Raw genomic sequence first — 12,400 nt, 5'->3', positions numbered from 1 at the left:
GCTCAATCGGGGGATCGACATGACTGCACCACGCGACAAACTCGGGCGTCCCGTCGTCGTCGTCACCGGCATGGGCATCATGACCTCGCTCGGCAACGGCAAGGCCGACAATTGGGCGAAGCTCGTGGCCGGCGAATCCGGCATCCGCACCATCACGCGCTTTCCGGTCGACGGCCTGAGGACGACGATGGCCGGCACGGTCGATTTCGTCAGCGTCGATCCGTTCTCCTCCACCGGCTTGTCCGAGCGGATGGCTGAGCTCGTCACGCAGGAAGCGCTCGCGCAGGCCGGCATCGGCGCCAAGGCCGATTTCCCCGGTCCGCTCTTCCTTGCGGTTGCACCGGTCGAAGTCGAGTGGCCGCAGCGCCGTGAGCTCGGCCGTGCCGTCGGCGCGCAGGAGATCACCTATGACGATCTGCTGCGCATCTCCGGCGGCGGCAAGTACAGCGCCTATCACCACCGCTTCATGTTCGGCTCGGTAGCAGCTTATCTCGCCGAGACCTTCGGCACCAAGGGCTCGCCGATCTCGCTGTCGACGGCCTGCGCCTCGGGCGCGACCTCGATCCAGCTCGGCGTCGAGGCGATCCGCCGCGGCGAGACCGATGCCGCGCTGTGCGTGGCAACCGACGGCACCGTGAACCCCGAAGCTCTCGTGCGGTTCTCGCTGCTCTCGGCGCTGTCGACCCAGAACGATCCGCCGCAGGCGGCCTCCCGCCCCTTCTCCAAGAACCGCGACGGTTTTGTCATGGCCGAAGGCGCCGGCGCCCTCGTGCTGGAAAGCTACGAAGCAGCGACCGCGCGCGGCGCAAAAATCCTCGGCGTGATCGCCGGCTGCGGCGAGCTCACCGATTCCTTCCACCGCACCCGCTCTTCGCCTGATGGCAAGCCGATCATCGGCTGCATGAACAAGACGCTGGCCGATGCCGGCATGACGCCGGACCAGATCGACCACATCAACGCGCACGGCACCGCGACGCCCGAGAACGACAAGATGGAGTTCAACACGACATCGGCCGTGTTCGGCGATCTCGCGCAGAAGATCCCGGTGACCTCCAACAAGTCGATGGTCGGCCACACCATCTCGGCCGCGGGCGCGGTCGAAGCGATCTTCTCGCTGCTCACCCTCGAGCATCAGCGCATTCCGCCGACGATCAACTACGACAATCCGGATCCCACGATCCTGTTCGACGTCGTCGGCAACAAGGCGCGCGATGCCCGCGTCACCGCGGTCATGTCGAACTCGTTCGGCTTCGGCGGCCAGAACGCCTCGCTGATCCTGACCCGCGAACCGGCCTGACCGGACGCATGGCGCTGTTACCTGCGAGCATCAAGGCCCGCGCGCGGGAGGCTGCCAAGTCGCTCGGCGGAAGCCTGATCGGGGCCACCACCGTCGGCATGCTGCGCACCACGCGCTATTTCGATCCGGCCAAGACCTCGGACTTCTTCTCCCGCGTGGTGAAGACGATCGGCCCGCGCCTGCGCGAGCACCGCATCGGCCGCGCCAACCTCACCGCGGCATTTCCGGAGAAGTCGCCGGAAGAAATCGAAACCATCCTGATGGGCGTGTGGGACAATCTCGGCCGCGTCGGTGCCGAATTCGCCCATATGGACCAAGTCTGGGATTACGACCGCGATCATCCGGAAAAGAGCCGGATCGAACTGCCCCAGCGCAGCATCGAGCTGTTCGACCAGATCCGCGACGACGGCAAGCCGGCGCTGATCTTTGCAGCCCATCTCGCCAACTGGGAACTGCCGGCGCTCGCCGCCGTCGCGCATGGGCTGGACACTGCGATCCTCTATCGCCGGCCGAACATCGCCTCTGCCGACCGCATCATCCAGGAGATGCGCCAGGTCAACATGGGCACGCTGATCGCTGCGGGGCGCGACGCGCCTTTGCGCCTCGCGCAGGCGCTGAAGGACGGCAAGCACGTCGCCATGCTGATCGACCAGTACCTGACCGGCGGCGTCGAGGTCACCTTCTTCGGCCGCAAGACCCGCGCCAATCCGATGCTGGCGCGCCTGCTGCGCCAGGTCGAATGCCCGATCCACGGCGTCCGTATCATCCGCCTGCCCGGCAACCGTTTCCGCGGCGAGCTGACCGAGGAGATCCCGCCGGTGCGCGATGCCGACGGCAAGATCGACATCCAGGGCACGACGCAGGCGATCACGAGCGTGGTGGAAGGCTGGGTGCGCGAGCATCCCGAGCAATGGTTGTGGCTGCATCGAAGGTGGCGGTAGCGAGCCGTCAAACGGCTAACGCGGCTACCTATTCCTCATCCTGAGGAGCGCGAAACGCGCGTCTCGAAGGATGCAGGCCCGGCCGGTGGCCTCGCCCTTCGAGACGCGCGCGAAGAGCGCGCTCCTCAGGGTGAGGGTCTGGCCTTCTCTCTACCGAAAGACTTCGTCCCAAACAAAAAGGCCCCGGCGCATGACCGGGGCCTTCGCATTCAAGCTCTCGAACCGTTCAGTACTTCGCGACCACCGGTCCACCGAACGTGTAGTTCACGCGCACCGTGCCGATGTCGATGTCCTGGCTGATGCGGTGGGTGCTTGGCGGCGCGGCGAAGGGGGCAATGGTGTTCGTGGTCACGTCCCGGCTGCCCATGAACAGATGATCGTATTCGACGGCGACGGACCAGCCCGGCGCGAAGCCGAACTCGATTCCCGCTCCCACGGTCCCTCCCCAACGCGTCTCGGAACCGACGGCACCGGTCTGGCCGGCGACGACGGCGAAGAACGGCGCGAGAGCGGCCGCGCCGGCCGGCGTCAGCGTGAGCGAGTATTTGTCGTGAACGACGGCGGCACCGCCCTTGGCATAGAGCAGCACATTGTTGAAGGCGTATCCGGCCTGCCCCGTGAACAGGCCGAAGGCGTCGACCTTCGTGACGTCGTTGAGGAGAGAGGTGGTACCAAAGACGGCATACTGGCTCGCGTTGCTGCCCCTAAAATCGGCCCAGTTGCCCTGCGCCTCCAGGCCGAACACCCAGTTGGTCGCCTGCCAGCGATAGCCGATCTGTCCACCGATGGTGGCGCCTGTCGCGTTGTGGCACCCCTCGGGAACTGACGGCACGATCGGGAAGCCGGAATCGTTGAAGATGTCCCAGCAGGTGTGCGCAGAACCGCCGCCACCGTTGATACCGAGATAGAGACCGCCCCAATTGTAGACCGGCGCCACGACAGGAGCCTTGGTGTAACGCGGGGCCATGTCAGCCGCCGACGCAGCGGCGACGAACAGCAACGAGCCGGCCGCAGCCAGAACAATTTTCTTCATCGGGGCAATTCCTATGAACGTATTCCGGTTCCATACACCGGAACCGCGCCGGACGCTGTCACCCCAAGGACACATCCGGATACCATCGCAACGACGTCAGGTTGTATGCGCAATCTGAGAAGACCGGCCGCAGATCGGCACCGCGCGCGTTGCTTCAGGTCATTGCGTCCGCGCGTCGATGAAGCCAGGCGTCATCGCGACTTAAGCACCGCCACCGCCGGCGACCCGCAGGCGACGCTTCTACTGTGCATGGGGTTGTTTTGCAGATTTTGGCTTCCGGGCGGTTCCCAGAGCGACTACCGCCCCGTCTTCACCTTCGTCCACAGCCGGTTGATGATCCGCTGCGTCGCAGGCTCACGCGCGGTGATGACGAACAGTTTTGCGAGCGTCGCCTCGTCCGGATAGATGTTCTTGTCGTTCAAAATCTTCGGGTCGACCAGCTTCTGGCTGGCGAGGTTGCCGTTGGCGTAGGACAGGAAGTCCGAGTTCTTGGCGGCGACATCAGGACGGTAGAGATAGTTGATCAGCTCGTAGGCTTCCTTGACGTTCTTGGCGTCCGCGGGGATCGCGAGATTGTCGAAGAACATCTGCGCGCCCTCTTTGGGAATCGCGTAGCCGATCTCGATGCCGCTTTTGGCTTCAGCCGCGCGGGCGCGGGCCTGCATGATGTCGCCGGACCAGCCGACCACGAAGCAGATCTCGCCGGTGGCGAGCGCGCTGAGATATTCGGACGAATGAAACTTGCGCACGGACGGGCGGACCTTGGCGACGATTTCGGCGGCCTTCTCGAGGTCGGCCTGCCTGGTCGAGTTCGGGTCGAGCCCGAGATAGTTCAGCGCCGCCGGAAAAATGTCGTCGGCGGAGTCGAGCATGTGGACGCCGCAGTCCTTGAACTTCGCCAAATTCTCCGGCTTGAAGACGATGTCCCAGCTGTCGATCTTCGCGTCGGGCCCGAGGATCTGCTTCAACTTGGCGACGTTGTAGCCGATGCCCGTCGTGCCCCACATGTAGTTGGCGGCGTAGACATTGCCGGGATCGTAGATGCCAAGGCGCTCGGTCACCACCGGCCAGGCATTTGAGAGGTTCGGCAGCTTCGACTTGTCGAGCTTCTGGAAGATGTTGGCCTTGATCTGGCGCTGGAGGAAATAGGCCGTGGGCACCACGACGTCGTAGCCGGACTTGCCGGCCATCAGGCGCGTCTCCAGCGTCTCGTTGGCGTCGAACGTGTCGTAGACCACCTTGATGCCGGTCTCCTTGGTGAAGGCATCAAGGACGTCAGGCGCCATGTAGTTGGACCAGTTGTAGAAGTTGACGACCCGCTCCTCGGCCCCTGCGGGGCCAGAAAGCAACGTCAGCGCCGCGGCGATTGCAAAACCAAGGCAAAGCCCGGGGCGGCCGACGTTCGTCATCTTTCCTACCTCTTGCGCCCGCGCACCGCGTCCGACAACCGCTCCAGCGCGGTGTCGAGCGTCTCGTCCTTCTTGGCAAAGCAGAAGCGGACCACGGAGGTCACCGCGTCCTGCTCGTAGAAGGCCGACACCGGGATCGCCGCGACCTTGTAGTCCTTCACGATCCGCCAGCAGAACTCGGTATCGCTCTCGTTGAGCCCGAGCGGCGACAGGTCCACGGTGAGGAAGTAGGTGCCCTGCGACTTCAGCACGGGGAAGCCGAGGCTCTCCAGTCCCCTGGTCAGGCGGTCCCTGCTCCGCGTCAGGTCCTTGCGCATCGACAGGAAGTAGTCGTCGGACTTGCCGAGCCCATAGGCGACGGCGGCCTGGAGGTTCGGTGCGGTGGTGAAGGTCAGGAACTGGTGCACCTTGGCGGCCACCCGCAGCAGCGGCGGCGCGGCGCAGACGAAGCCGATCTTCCAGCCGGTCAGCGAGAAGATCTTTCCGGCCGAGCCGACCTTGATGGTGCGATCGCGCATGCCGGGGATGGTGATCAGCGGGATGTGCTTGTGCTCGTCGAAGGTGACGTGCTCCCAGACCTCGTCGCAGATCGCGATGACGTCGAACTCCTGGCAGTAGCGGGCGAGCAGCTCAAGGTCCTCGCGCGGATAGACCACCGCGGACGGATTCAGGGGATTGTTGAAGAGCACCGCCTTGGTCTTTGAATTGAAGACGCTTTTCAGCATGTCCTCATTCAGCCGCCAGTGCGGCGGCTCGAGCCGTACCAGGCGCGGAATGCCGCCGGCCTGGCGGATGATCGGCAGGTAGGAATCATAGACCGGCTGGAAGCAGACCACCTCGTCGCCGGGCTGGACCACCGCGAGGATCGCCGAGGTCAGCGCCTCGGTGCCGCCGGAGGTCACCATCACCTCGCTCATCGGATCGAGCTTGAGGCCGTGCCAGTGGCCGTAATGAGTCGCGATCGCCTGACGCAGCTCCGGCAGGCCCATCATCGAGGGGTACTGGTTGTAGCCGTTCAGCGAGGCATCGGCCGCGGCGCGGCGGATGTCCTCAGGCCCGGGATCATCAGGAAAGCCCTGGCCGAGATTGATGGCATTGTTGTCGCGCGCGGCCTGCGACATCGCCTCGAAGATGGTGACGGGAAGGTCGGCAAAGACCTTGTTCAGCGAGGAGCTCTTGGTCGTCATCGCGAGGTCAGCCACCGACCTTGCTGGGAAGACCCGCCGCCTTCCACCCCAGCATGCCGCCGGCCAGATGCTTGTCATAAGGCAGGCCCGCCGCCTGCGCCGCGAGCGAGGCCGTCACCGAGCGTTTCCCGGAGCGGCAGGCGAACACGACCTCTTTTCCTTGCGGATCGGGGATCGCCTTGGGATCGAAGGTCGAGAGCGGCACGACAACGCCGTAAGGATAGGCCTCGGCGTCGACCTCGTTCGGCTCGCGCACGTCGACAAGGAGATAGCGTCCTTCCGCGACACCCTTGGAGACCTCGTCCGGGGTCAGATCTTGTACCTGATTTGCCACATCATCCTCCAACGTCCGAGCCTGCGCCGGGGCGATCCCGGCGGGCGGCAACCTCGCCTCTCGGCAGCCGAAAATCAAGCGCTACAAAGGCTTGAGCTGCATGCCGCAAGTTAAAGCTAAATCGCAGCGACTTGAAGTGCGGCTTTCAGGATGCCTGAAACTCCTGCTTCGCATCCCACCACGCGCTCGGTGTCATTCCCCGCGAAGGCGGGGAATCCAGTACGCCGCGGCCTATCGATTCAACCACAACTGTCTCGGAGTACTGGGTCGCCCGGTCAAGCCGGGCGACGACGGCGGTGGGGCTAGATCGTGACCTGAGTACCGACCTCGACCACGCGGCCGGAGGGGATCTGGAAATAGTCGGTGGCGTCGTTGGCGGAGCGGCTGAGCGAGATGAACAGCCGGTCCTGCCAGCGCGGCATGCCGGAATGGGCGGCGGGCTTGAGCGCCCGGCGCGACAGGAAGAACGAGGTCGACATGATGTCGAACTGCCAGCCAAGCTTGCGGGCGATCGCCAGCGCCTTCGGCACATTGGGCGATTCCATGAAGCCGAACTTCAGCGTCACCTTGGAGAAGGTCGGTGAGATCTGCTCCAGCCTCACCCGCTCGGCCGGATCGATCCGCGGAGTCTGCGCGGTCTCGATGGTGAGAATGACATTCTTCTCATGCAGCACTTTGTAGTGTTTCAGACTATGCATCAGCGCGGTCGGGGCGCTGAGCGGGTCCGAGGTCAGGAACACCGCGGTGCCGGGCACGCGCTGCGGCGGCCGCTTCTCCAGCATCGCCACGAGGTCGGCGAGCGGGAATTCGAGCTTGCGCGACTTCTCGAACAGCAGCCGGCTGCCGCGCCGCCACGTGTACATCAGGATGATCATCAGCGCGCCGAGCGCCAGCGGCACCCAGCCGCCCTCGAACACCTTGAGCAGGTTGGCGGCGAGGAAGGTCAGGTCGAGGAACAGGAACGGCACGATCAGGGCGGCAGCAGCGAACGGCGACCACTTCCAGACCTTCCAGATCACGACGAAACCCATCATCGCCGTGACCACCATGGTCCCGGTAACGGAGATGCCGTAGGCGGAGGCCAGCGCGCTGGAGGAACGGAACAGCAGCACCAGCAGCACCACCGCGACCAGCAGAAGCTGGTTGATGCGCGGGATGAAGATCTGGCCCGAATGGGCTTCAGAGGTATGGCGAATTTCGAAGCGCGGCAGCAACCCGAGCTGAATCGCCTGGCGCGTCAGCGAATAGGCACCGGTGATGACGGCCTGGCTCGCGATCACCGTCGCGGCGGTGGCGAGAACGACCATGCAACCGCGGAAAAAGCCTTGCGGGAACAGCTGAAAGAACGGGCTCACAATCGCGCCGGGATCGCCGAGGACGAGAGCGCCCTGCCCCAGATAGTTCAGCGCCAGCGACGGCAGCACGATGAACAGCCAGGCGGTCTGGATCGGCCGCTTGCCGAAATGGCCGAGGTCAGCATAGAGCGCCTCGGCACCGGTGACCGCCAGGAACACGGCGCCCAGCGTCACGAAACCAATGATGCCGTGATGGAACATGAAGGACACGGCGTAGAGCGGGTTCAACGCGAACAGCACCTGCGGCTGCTCGATGATCGGGTGGATTGCCGCGATCGCGATCACCGCGAACCAGACGCACATCACGGGACCAAAGAACGCGGCGACGCGGGCGGTGCCACGCGACTGCACGGCGAACAGGCCGACCAGGATGATCACGGTCAACGGAACGATGTAGGGCTCGAAGTGCAGGGTGACGTCCTTCATGCCTTCGATGGCCGACAGCACCGAAAGCGCCGGCGTGATCACGGCGTCGCCGTAGAACAGGGCGCCGGAAATGATGCCGAGCAGGACGATGGTCGCCCCGCCGGTGCCGACCGCGCGCTGGGCCAGCGCCATCAGCGCCAGCGTGCCGCCCTCGCCATTGTTGTCGGCACGGAGCAGGATCACGACGTATTTGAGCGTCACCACGACGATGAGCGCCCACAGGATCAGCGAGAGCACGCCGAGCACGGCCGCCGGCGTCGGCACCCCCTCCGCGCCCGAGGCCGCCATCACCGCCTCGCGGAACGCGTAGAGCGGGCTGGTGCCGATATCACCGTAGACGACGCCGATGCTGCCGAGCGTCAGCGCACCGAAACGGGCGGTGGTGTGGGCTTCGCCATGCCCATTGGCCGCCGCCGTTTCCGGGGCGGAAATCGCTACGTCACTTGTCATGGGAGAGCCCAGTGGCCTCTAGAATGCTTCACTGCACAACGGCGAAAGAGCGCGCGGCTTATAGTCCTGCGCTGCCGGCATAGCCTAGCCCGATTTTGGGCCCTTGCCATGCGAAATTTGCATGAGTAGGCCAATTGCGTTCAGATGGTGACTTGGGTGCCGACTTCAACCACCCGCCCGGTCGGAATCTGGAAATAGTCGGTGGCGTCGTTGGCGGACCGGCTCAGCGCGATGAAGAGATGGTCCTGCCACAGCGGCATGCCCGACTGCGCCGAGGCCTTGAGCGACCTTCGCGACACGAAGAACGAGGTCGACATGATGTCGAACTGCCAGCCCTGCTTGCGGGCGATCGCCAGCGCTTTCGGCACGTTCGGCTGCTCCATGTAGCCGAAGCGCAGCCTGACCTTGGAGAACTTGTCGCTGATCTTCTCCATGCGGAACCGCTCGGACAGCTCGACCCGCGGCGTGTGCGCGGTCTCGATGGTCAGGACCACGTTGTGCTCGTGCAGCACCTTGTTGTGCTTGAGATTGTGCAGCAGCGCGGTCGGCACGAAGGCGGGATCGCTGGTCAGGAACACCGCGGTGCCCTTGACGATGTGCGGCGGACGCTTTTCGAGGCTGCGGATCAAGTCGTCGAGCGGCACCTCGATCCGGCGCGTCTTCTGGAGCAGTATCCCCGTCCCTTTGCGCCAGGTCCAGATGGTCCCGGCCATGACCGCGCCGAACAGCAGCGGCACCCAGGCGCCCTCGAGCAGTTTGAGCAGATTGGCGCTGAAGAAACTTATGTCGACGACGACGAAGGGCACGATCACCGCCGCAGCCGTCGCAGCGCGCCAGTTCCACAGTTTCCAGATCACGACGAAGCCCATGACGCCGTCGGCGACCATCGTGGTGGAGACCGCGATGCCGTAGGCCGAAGCCAGATTGCTGGGGGTGTGGAACAACAGCACCAGCAGCATCACACCGATCAGCAGCAGCCGGTTCACACGCGGCAGATAGATCTGGCCAGCATGGGTCTCGGAGGTGTAGCGCACCTCGAAGCGCGGCAGGAGGCCAAGCTGCACCGCCTGATAGACCAGCGAATAGGCGCCGGTGATCACGGCCTGGCTCGCGATCACGGTTGCCGCGGTCGCAAGTCCAACCAGCGGCAGCACCAGACTCTCGGGCACCATGCGATAGAACGAATGCTCAATCGCGCTGGGGTCGGACAGCACCAGCGCGCCTTGCCCGAAATAGTTGATCAGGAGCGCGGGCAGCACGAAGAACATCCAGGCCGACTGGATCGGCTTGCGGCCGAAATGGCCGAGATCGGCGTAGAGCGCCTCGCCGCCCGTCACCGCCAGGAACACGGCGCCCAGCGTCACCAGGCCGATCGTGCCGTGCGACAGCAGGAATTGCAGCGCGTAATAGGGATTGATGGCCGCCAGCACCGACGGATCGTCGGCGATGTGGACTGCGCCCATCACCGCAAGAACGGTGAACCAGATCACCATCACCGGCCCGAAGGCCGAGGCCACCAGCGCCGTCCCCTTGCTCTGGACCGCGAACAGCAACACCAGGATGATGACGGTGAGCGGTACGACATAGTGGTCGAAGGCGGGGGTCACGAGCTTCAGACCCTCGACCGCCGACAGCACCGAGATGGCCGGCGTGATCATGGAATCGCCGATGAACATGGAGGCGCCGACCACGCCGAGCGCCATCAGAAACCAGCTTCGCCGCCCGAGCGCGCGCTGGCCGAGTGCCATCAGCGAGAGCGTGCCGCCCTCCCCGTTATTGTCGGCGCGCAGCAGGAGCAGGACGTATTTGGCGGTGACGACGATAAAGAGCGCCCAGAGAATCAGCGAGAGCACGCCGAGCACCATGACCCGCGAGACCGGCTCGCCATGGGCCGCGCCCCTGACCGCCTCGTGGAATGCGTACAGCGGCGAGGTGCCGATATCGCCGAAGACAACACCGATGCTTCCGAGCGTCAGGCCCCAGAAACCCGAGGTGACCGGCCCGTCCTGAGCGTCGGTCGATGTGATGCTCGCCGTCATGTGAGATGAGAAACGCTTCTTCCCGAGAATTGATCCGGCGCCTTTTGACCGTTCCGGCGCGCCTGTCAATCGGCACACCACCATAGCAGCCGCCGGGGCGGATGCTGTGACGGCGCAGCAACGATCGTCGCCAGCGCGACGACATGCCTCAGGTAAGATGGTAGCGCAAGTGCCTGGAGCCGTCCGCTCCGCGGGAAGCGGAGCGGGCCTCGAGATTCCGGGTTTGACGCGTTTTCTTCACGCGAAACCGGAGGCCGCTTCGCGCGAAACGCTCTACGGCTTCAAATTCGGCGGCAGCGGCGGATCCTCGCGCATCAGCGTGATCGTCACCCGCCGGTTGGCCGCGAGCGAAGGATCGTCCGGAAACAACGGCTGGGTGTCCGCCTTGCCGGCGACGGCGAAGATGTGAGACGGCGGCAGGCCCTCGCGTTCGAGGATCTGACGCACGGCATTGGCGCGATCGGCCGACAGGTCGAAGGCGCCATAGTCGCTGCGGGTCGGCACGAATCCGGCGGCGGTGTGGCCGGCGATGGAGACACGGAGCGGCGTTGCCTTCAGCGGGATCGCGAGCTTCTCGATCAGGCGGCGGGTGCGGTCATACGGCACCTTGGAGCCGTCGGCGAACATCGAGCGGCCATCCTGATCGACGATCTCCAGGTTGAGGCCCTGCTTGGTCTCCTCGAACATGATGTGCTTGGACATCTCGGTCAGTTCCGGCATGTCCTGCAACGCCTGGCGCAGCGAGGCGGCGGCAAGCGCAAAATTGCGGTCAACCTTGATCTTCGCGCCCGACGTGCGGTCGCGGTCCTCCTGATCCGGCGTCGGCGTGTTGGAGGCGTCCTCGGGCTGGATGTGGTCGACGTTCTTCAGCCGCGGGCGGGTCGGCAGGCCGTCGGACTCGACGATACCGGCGTAGCGCGCCTCGCTCTGCACGCCGAATGCATCGCGCATGGAGCCGGCGACGATCTTCAGCTTGTTGGCGTCCTGGGTCGAGAACGCGACGAGCATCACGAAGAAGCTCATCATCAGGCCCATCAGGTCGGCGAAGGTCACGAACCAGCCGTGACCGCCACCGTGAGCATCGCCGCGCTTCTTCTTGGCCATCTCTCGAGATCCCGGGCGGCGGCCTTACGCCGGCACCGGCTCGCCTTCGGCGTGACGATGCTTCTCCGGCAAATAGGCCAGCAGCATTTCGCGCACGAGCGTCGGGCTCTTGGAGTCGCGGATCATCAGGATGCCGTCGATGATCAGCGTGCGGTTGGTTTCCTCGTCGAGCAGCTTGCCGTGCAGCTTGTCGGCGATCGGCAGACAGAACAGGTTCGCGACGAGCGCGCCGTACAGGGTTGCGAGCAGCGCGGTCGCCATGAACGGGCCGAGCTTGGAGGGATCGGTCATGTTGGCGAACATCTGCACCATGCCGATCAGGGTGCCGATCATGCCGAAGGCCGGAGCGCAGTCGCCGATGGCGCGGTAGATCTTGCTGCCTTCGTCGAGGTGCATGAGGAAGTTGTCGCGGTCGCGCTCGAGATTGTCGCGGATGAAGTCGAGGTCGTAGCCGTCGGCGACGTAGCGGATGCCCTTGGCCAGGAACGGCTCGTCGGTCTCGACCTTTTCGAGGCCGACCGGGCCCTGCTTGCGGGCGATCTCGGCGATGCGGGCGAGCTCGTCGACGAGGTCGTGCGCCGACAGGCGGCTCATGGTGAAAGCGAACTTGGCGCCGAGCGGAAGGCCGTGCAGGAGCGCGCTGAGCGGAAAGCGGATCATGGTGGCCGAGACCGAGCCGCCGAAGATGATGATCATGGCATGTTCGGAGATGAACATGTGGAGGTCGCCGCCCATGAAGATCATCGCCGTAATGACGATGATGCCCGCAATGAGCCCGACGCTCGTCATGATATCCATGGGACACTCCAACGCGAACGCAACAAC

Annotated in this window: 10 protein-coding genes; 2 read left to right on the top strand and 8 right to left on the bottom strand. The window is 64.7% G+C overall.

What is annotated here, in order from left to right; all coding sequences use genetic code 11:
• The first annotated feature begins 19 nt into the window (after positions 1 to 19).
• Both AB7245_RS18655 and AB7245_RS18650 read left to right on the top strand, forming a co-directional pair.
• A complete protein-coding gene (locus AB7245_RS18655) occupies positions 20 to 1,297 on the top strand; it encodes a beta-ketoacyl-ACP synthase (RefSeq protein ID WP_439034591.1) in 1,278 nt (425 codons plus the stop codon).
• A gap of 8 nt (positions 1,298 to 1,305) precedes the next feature.
• On the top strand, positions 1,306 to 2,238 hold the full coding sequence (locus AB7245_RS18650; protein ID WP_439034590.1) for a lipid A biosynthesis lauroyl acyltransferase: 933 nt from the start codon (positions 1,306 to 1,308) through the stop codon (positions 2,236 to 2,238).
• A gap of 226 nt (positions 2,239 to 2,464) precedes the next feature.
• On the opposite strand, the gene AB7245_RS18645 is transcribed toward AB7245_RS18650, so the two are convergent.
• From AB7245_RS18645 to AB7245_RS18610, 8 genes are all read right to left on the bottom strand, one after another.
• Positions 2,465 to 3,271 (bottom strand): outer membrane protein, encoded by an 807-nt coding sequence (locus AB7245_RS18645; protein ID WP_439034589.1) that lies wholly within the window; start codon positions 3,269 to 3,271, stop codon positions 2,465 to 2,467.
• A gap of 296 nt (positions 3,272 to 3,567) precedes the next feature.
• The gene (locus AB7245_RS18640) at positions 3,568 to 4,680 is read right to left on the bottom strand and encodes a polyamine ABC transporter substrate-binding protein (protein WP_439034588.1); all 1,113 of its coding nucleotides are present in this window, start codon (positions 4,678 to 4,680) and stop codon (positions 3,568 to 3,570) included.
• A gap of 5 nt (positions 4,681 to 4,685) precedes the next feature.
• On the bottom strand, positions 4,686 to 5,867 hold the full coding sequence (locus tag AB7245_RS18635) for an aminotransferase (protein ID WP_038932055.1): 1,182 nt from the start codon (positions 5,865 to 5,867) through the stop codon (positions 4,686 to 4,688).
• Positions 5,868 to 5,874: 7 nt separating this feature from the next.
• Positions 5,875 to 6,201, bottom strand: coding sequence for a rhodanese-like domain-containing protein (locus AB7245_RS18630; RefSeq protein ID WP_028170872.1), 327 nt, complete (start codon positions 6,199 to 6,201; stop codon positions 5,875 to 5,877).
• Between the two features lie 302 nt (positions 6,202 to 6,503).
• Entirely contained in the window at positions 6,504 to 8,432 is a 1,929-nt protein-coding gene (locus AB7245_RS18625; RefSeq protein ID WP_028146684.1) for a potassium transporter Kup, read from the bottom strand.
• A 140-nt stretch (positions 8,433 to 8,572) separates the two neighbouring features.
• Positions 8,573 to 10,471, bottom strand: a complete 1,899-nt coding sequence (locus AB7245_RS18620) for a potassium transporter Kup (RefSeq protein WP_085404824.1) — start codon at positions 10,469 to 10,471, stop codon at positions 8,573 to 8,575.
• Between the two features lie 273 nt (positions 10,472 to 10,744).
• A complete protein-coding gene (locus tag AB7245_RS18615) occupies positions 10,745 to 11,575 on the bottom strand; it encodes an OmpA/MotB family protein (protein ID WP_014496126.1) in 831 nt (276 codons plus the stop codon).
• Between the two features lie 24 nt (positions 11,576 to 11,599).
• Complete coding sequence (locus AB7245_RS18610) at positions 11,600 to 12,373, bottom strand: motility protein A (RefSeq protein ID WP_028146686.1); 774 nt, start codon at positions 12,371 to 12,373, stop codon at positions 11,600 to 11,602.
• Positions 12,374 to 12,400: the final 27 nt, after the last annotated feature.

The sequence above is a fragment of the Bradyrhizobium sp. 604_D8_N2_3 genome, from assembly GCF_051810765.1.
Classification (GTDB): Bacteria; Pseudomonadota; Alphaproteobacteria; order Rhizobiales; family Xanthobacteraceae; genus Bradyrhizobium; species Bradyrhizobium barranii.
The sequence above is the reverse complement of the archived record's forward strand: the minus strand, read 5'-3'. Positions and strand labels throughout refer to the sequence as shown.

What these genes read in the sequence shown, in the direction of transcription:
- AB7245_RS18625 (WP_028146684.1), bottom strand. Translation starts at nt 8,432, where the DNA reads ATGACAAGTGACGTAGCGATTTCCGCCCCGGAAACGGCGGCGGCCAAT.
- AB7245_RS18615 (WP_014496126.1), bottom strand. Translation starts at nt 11,575, where the DNA reads ATGGCCAAGAAGAAGCGCGGCGATGCTCACGGTGGCGGTCACGGCTGG.
- AB7245_RS18635 (WP_038932055.1), bottom strand. Translation starts at nt 5,867, where the DNA reads ATGACGACCAAGAGCTCCTCGCTGAACAAGGTCTTTGCCGACCTTCCC.
- AB7245_RS18655 (WP_439034591.1), top strand. Translation starts at nt 20, where the DNA reads ATGACTGCACCACGCGACAAACTCGGGCGTCCCGTCGTCGTCGTCACC.
- AB7245_RS18650 (WP_439034590.1), top strand. Translation starts at nt 1,306, where the DNA reads ATGGCGCTGTTACCTGCGAGCATCAAGGCCCGCGCGCGGGAGGCTGCC.
- AB7245_RS18610 (WP_028146686.1), bottom strand. Translation starts at nt 12,373, where the DNA reads ATGGATATCATGACGAGCGTCGGGCTCATTGCGGGCATCATCGTCATT.
- AB7245_RS18640 (WP_439034588.1), bottom strand. Translation starts at nt 4,680, where the DNA reads ATGACGAACGTCGGCCGCCCCGGGCTTTGCCTTGGTTTTGCAATCGCC.
- AB7245_RS18620 (WP_085404824.1), bottom strand. Translation starts at nt 10,471, where the DNA reads ATGACGGCGAGCATCACATCGACCGACGCTCAGGACGGGCCGGTCACC.
- AB7245_RS18645 (WP_439034589.1), bottom strand. Translation starts at nt 3,271, where the DNA reads ATGAAGAAAATTGTTCTGGCTGCGGCCGGCTCGTTGCTGTTCGTCGCC.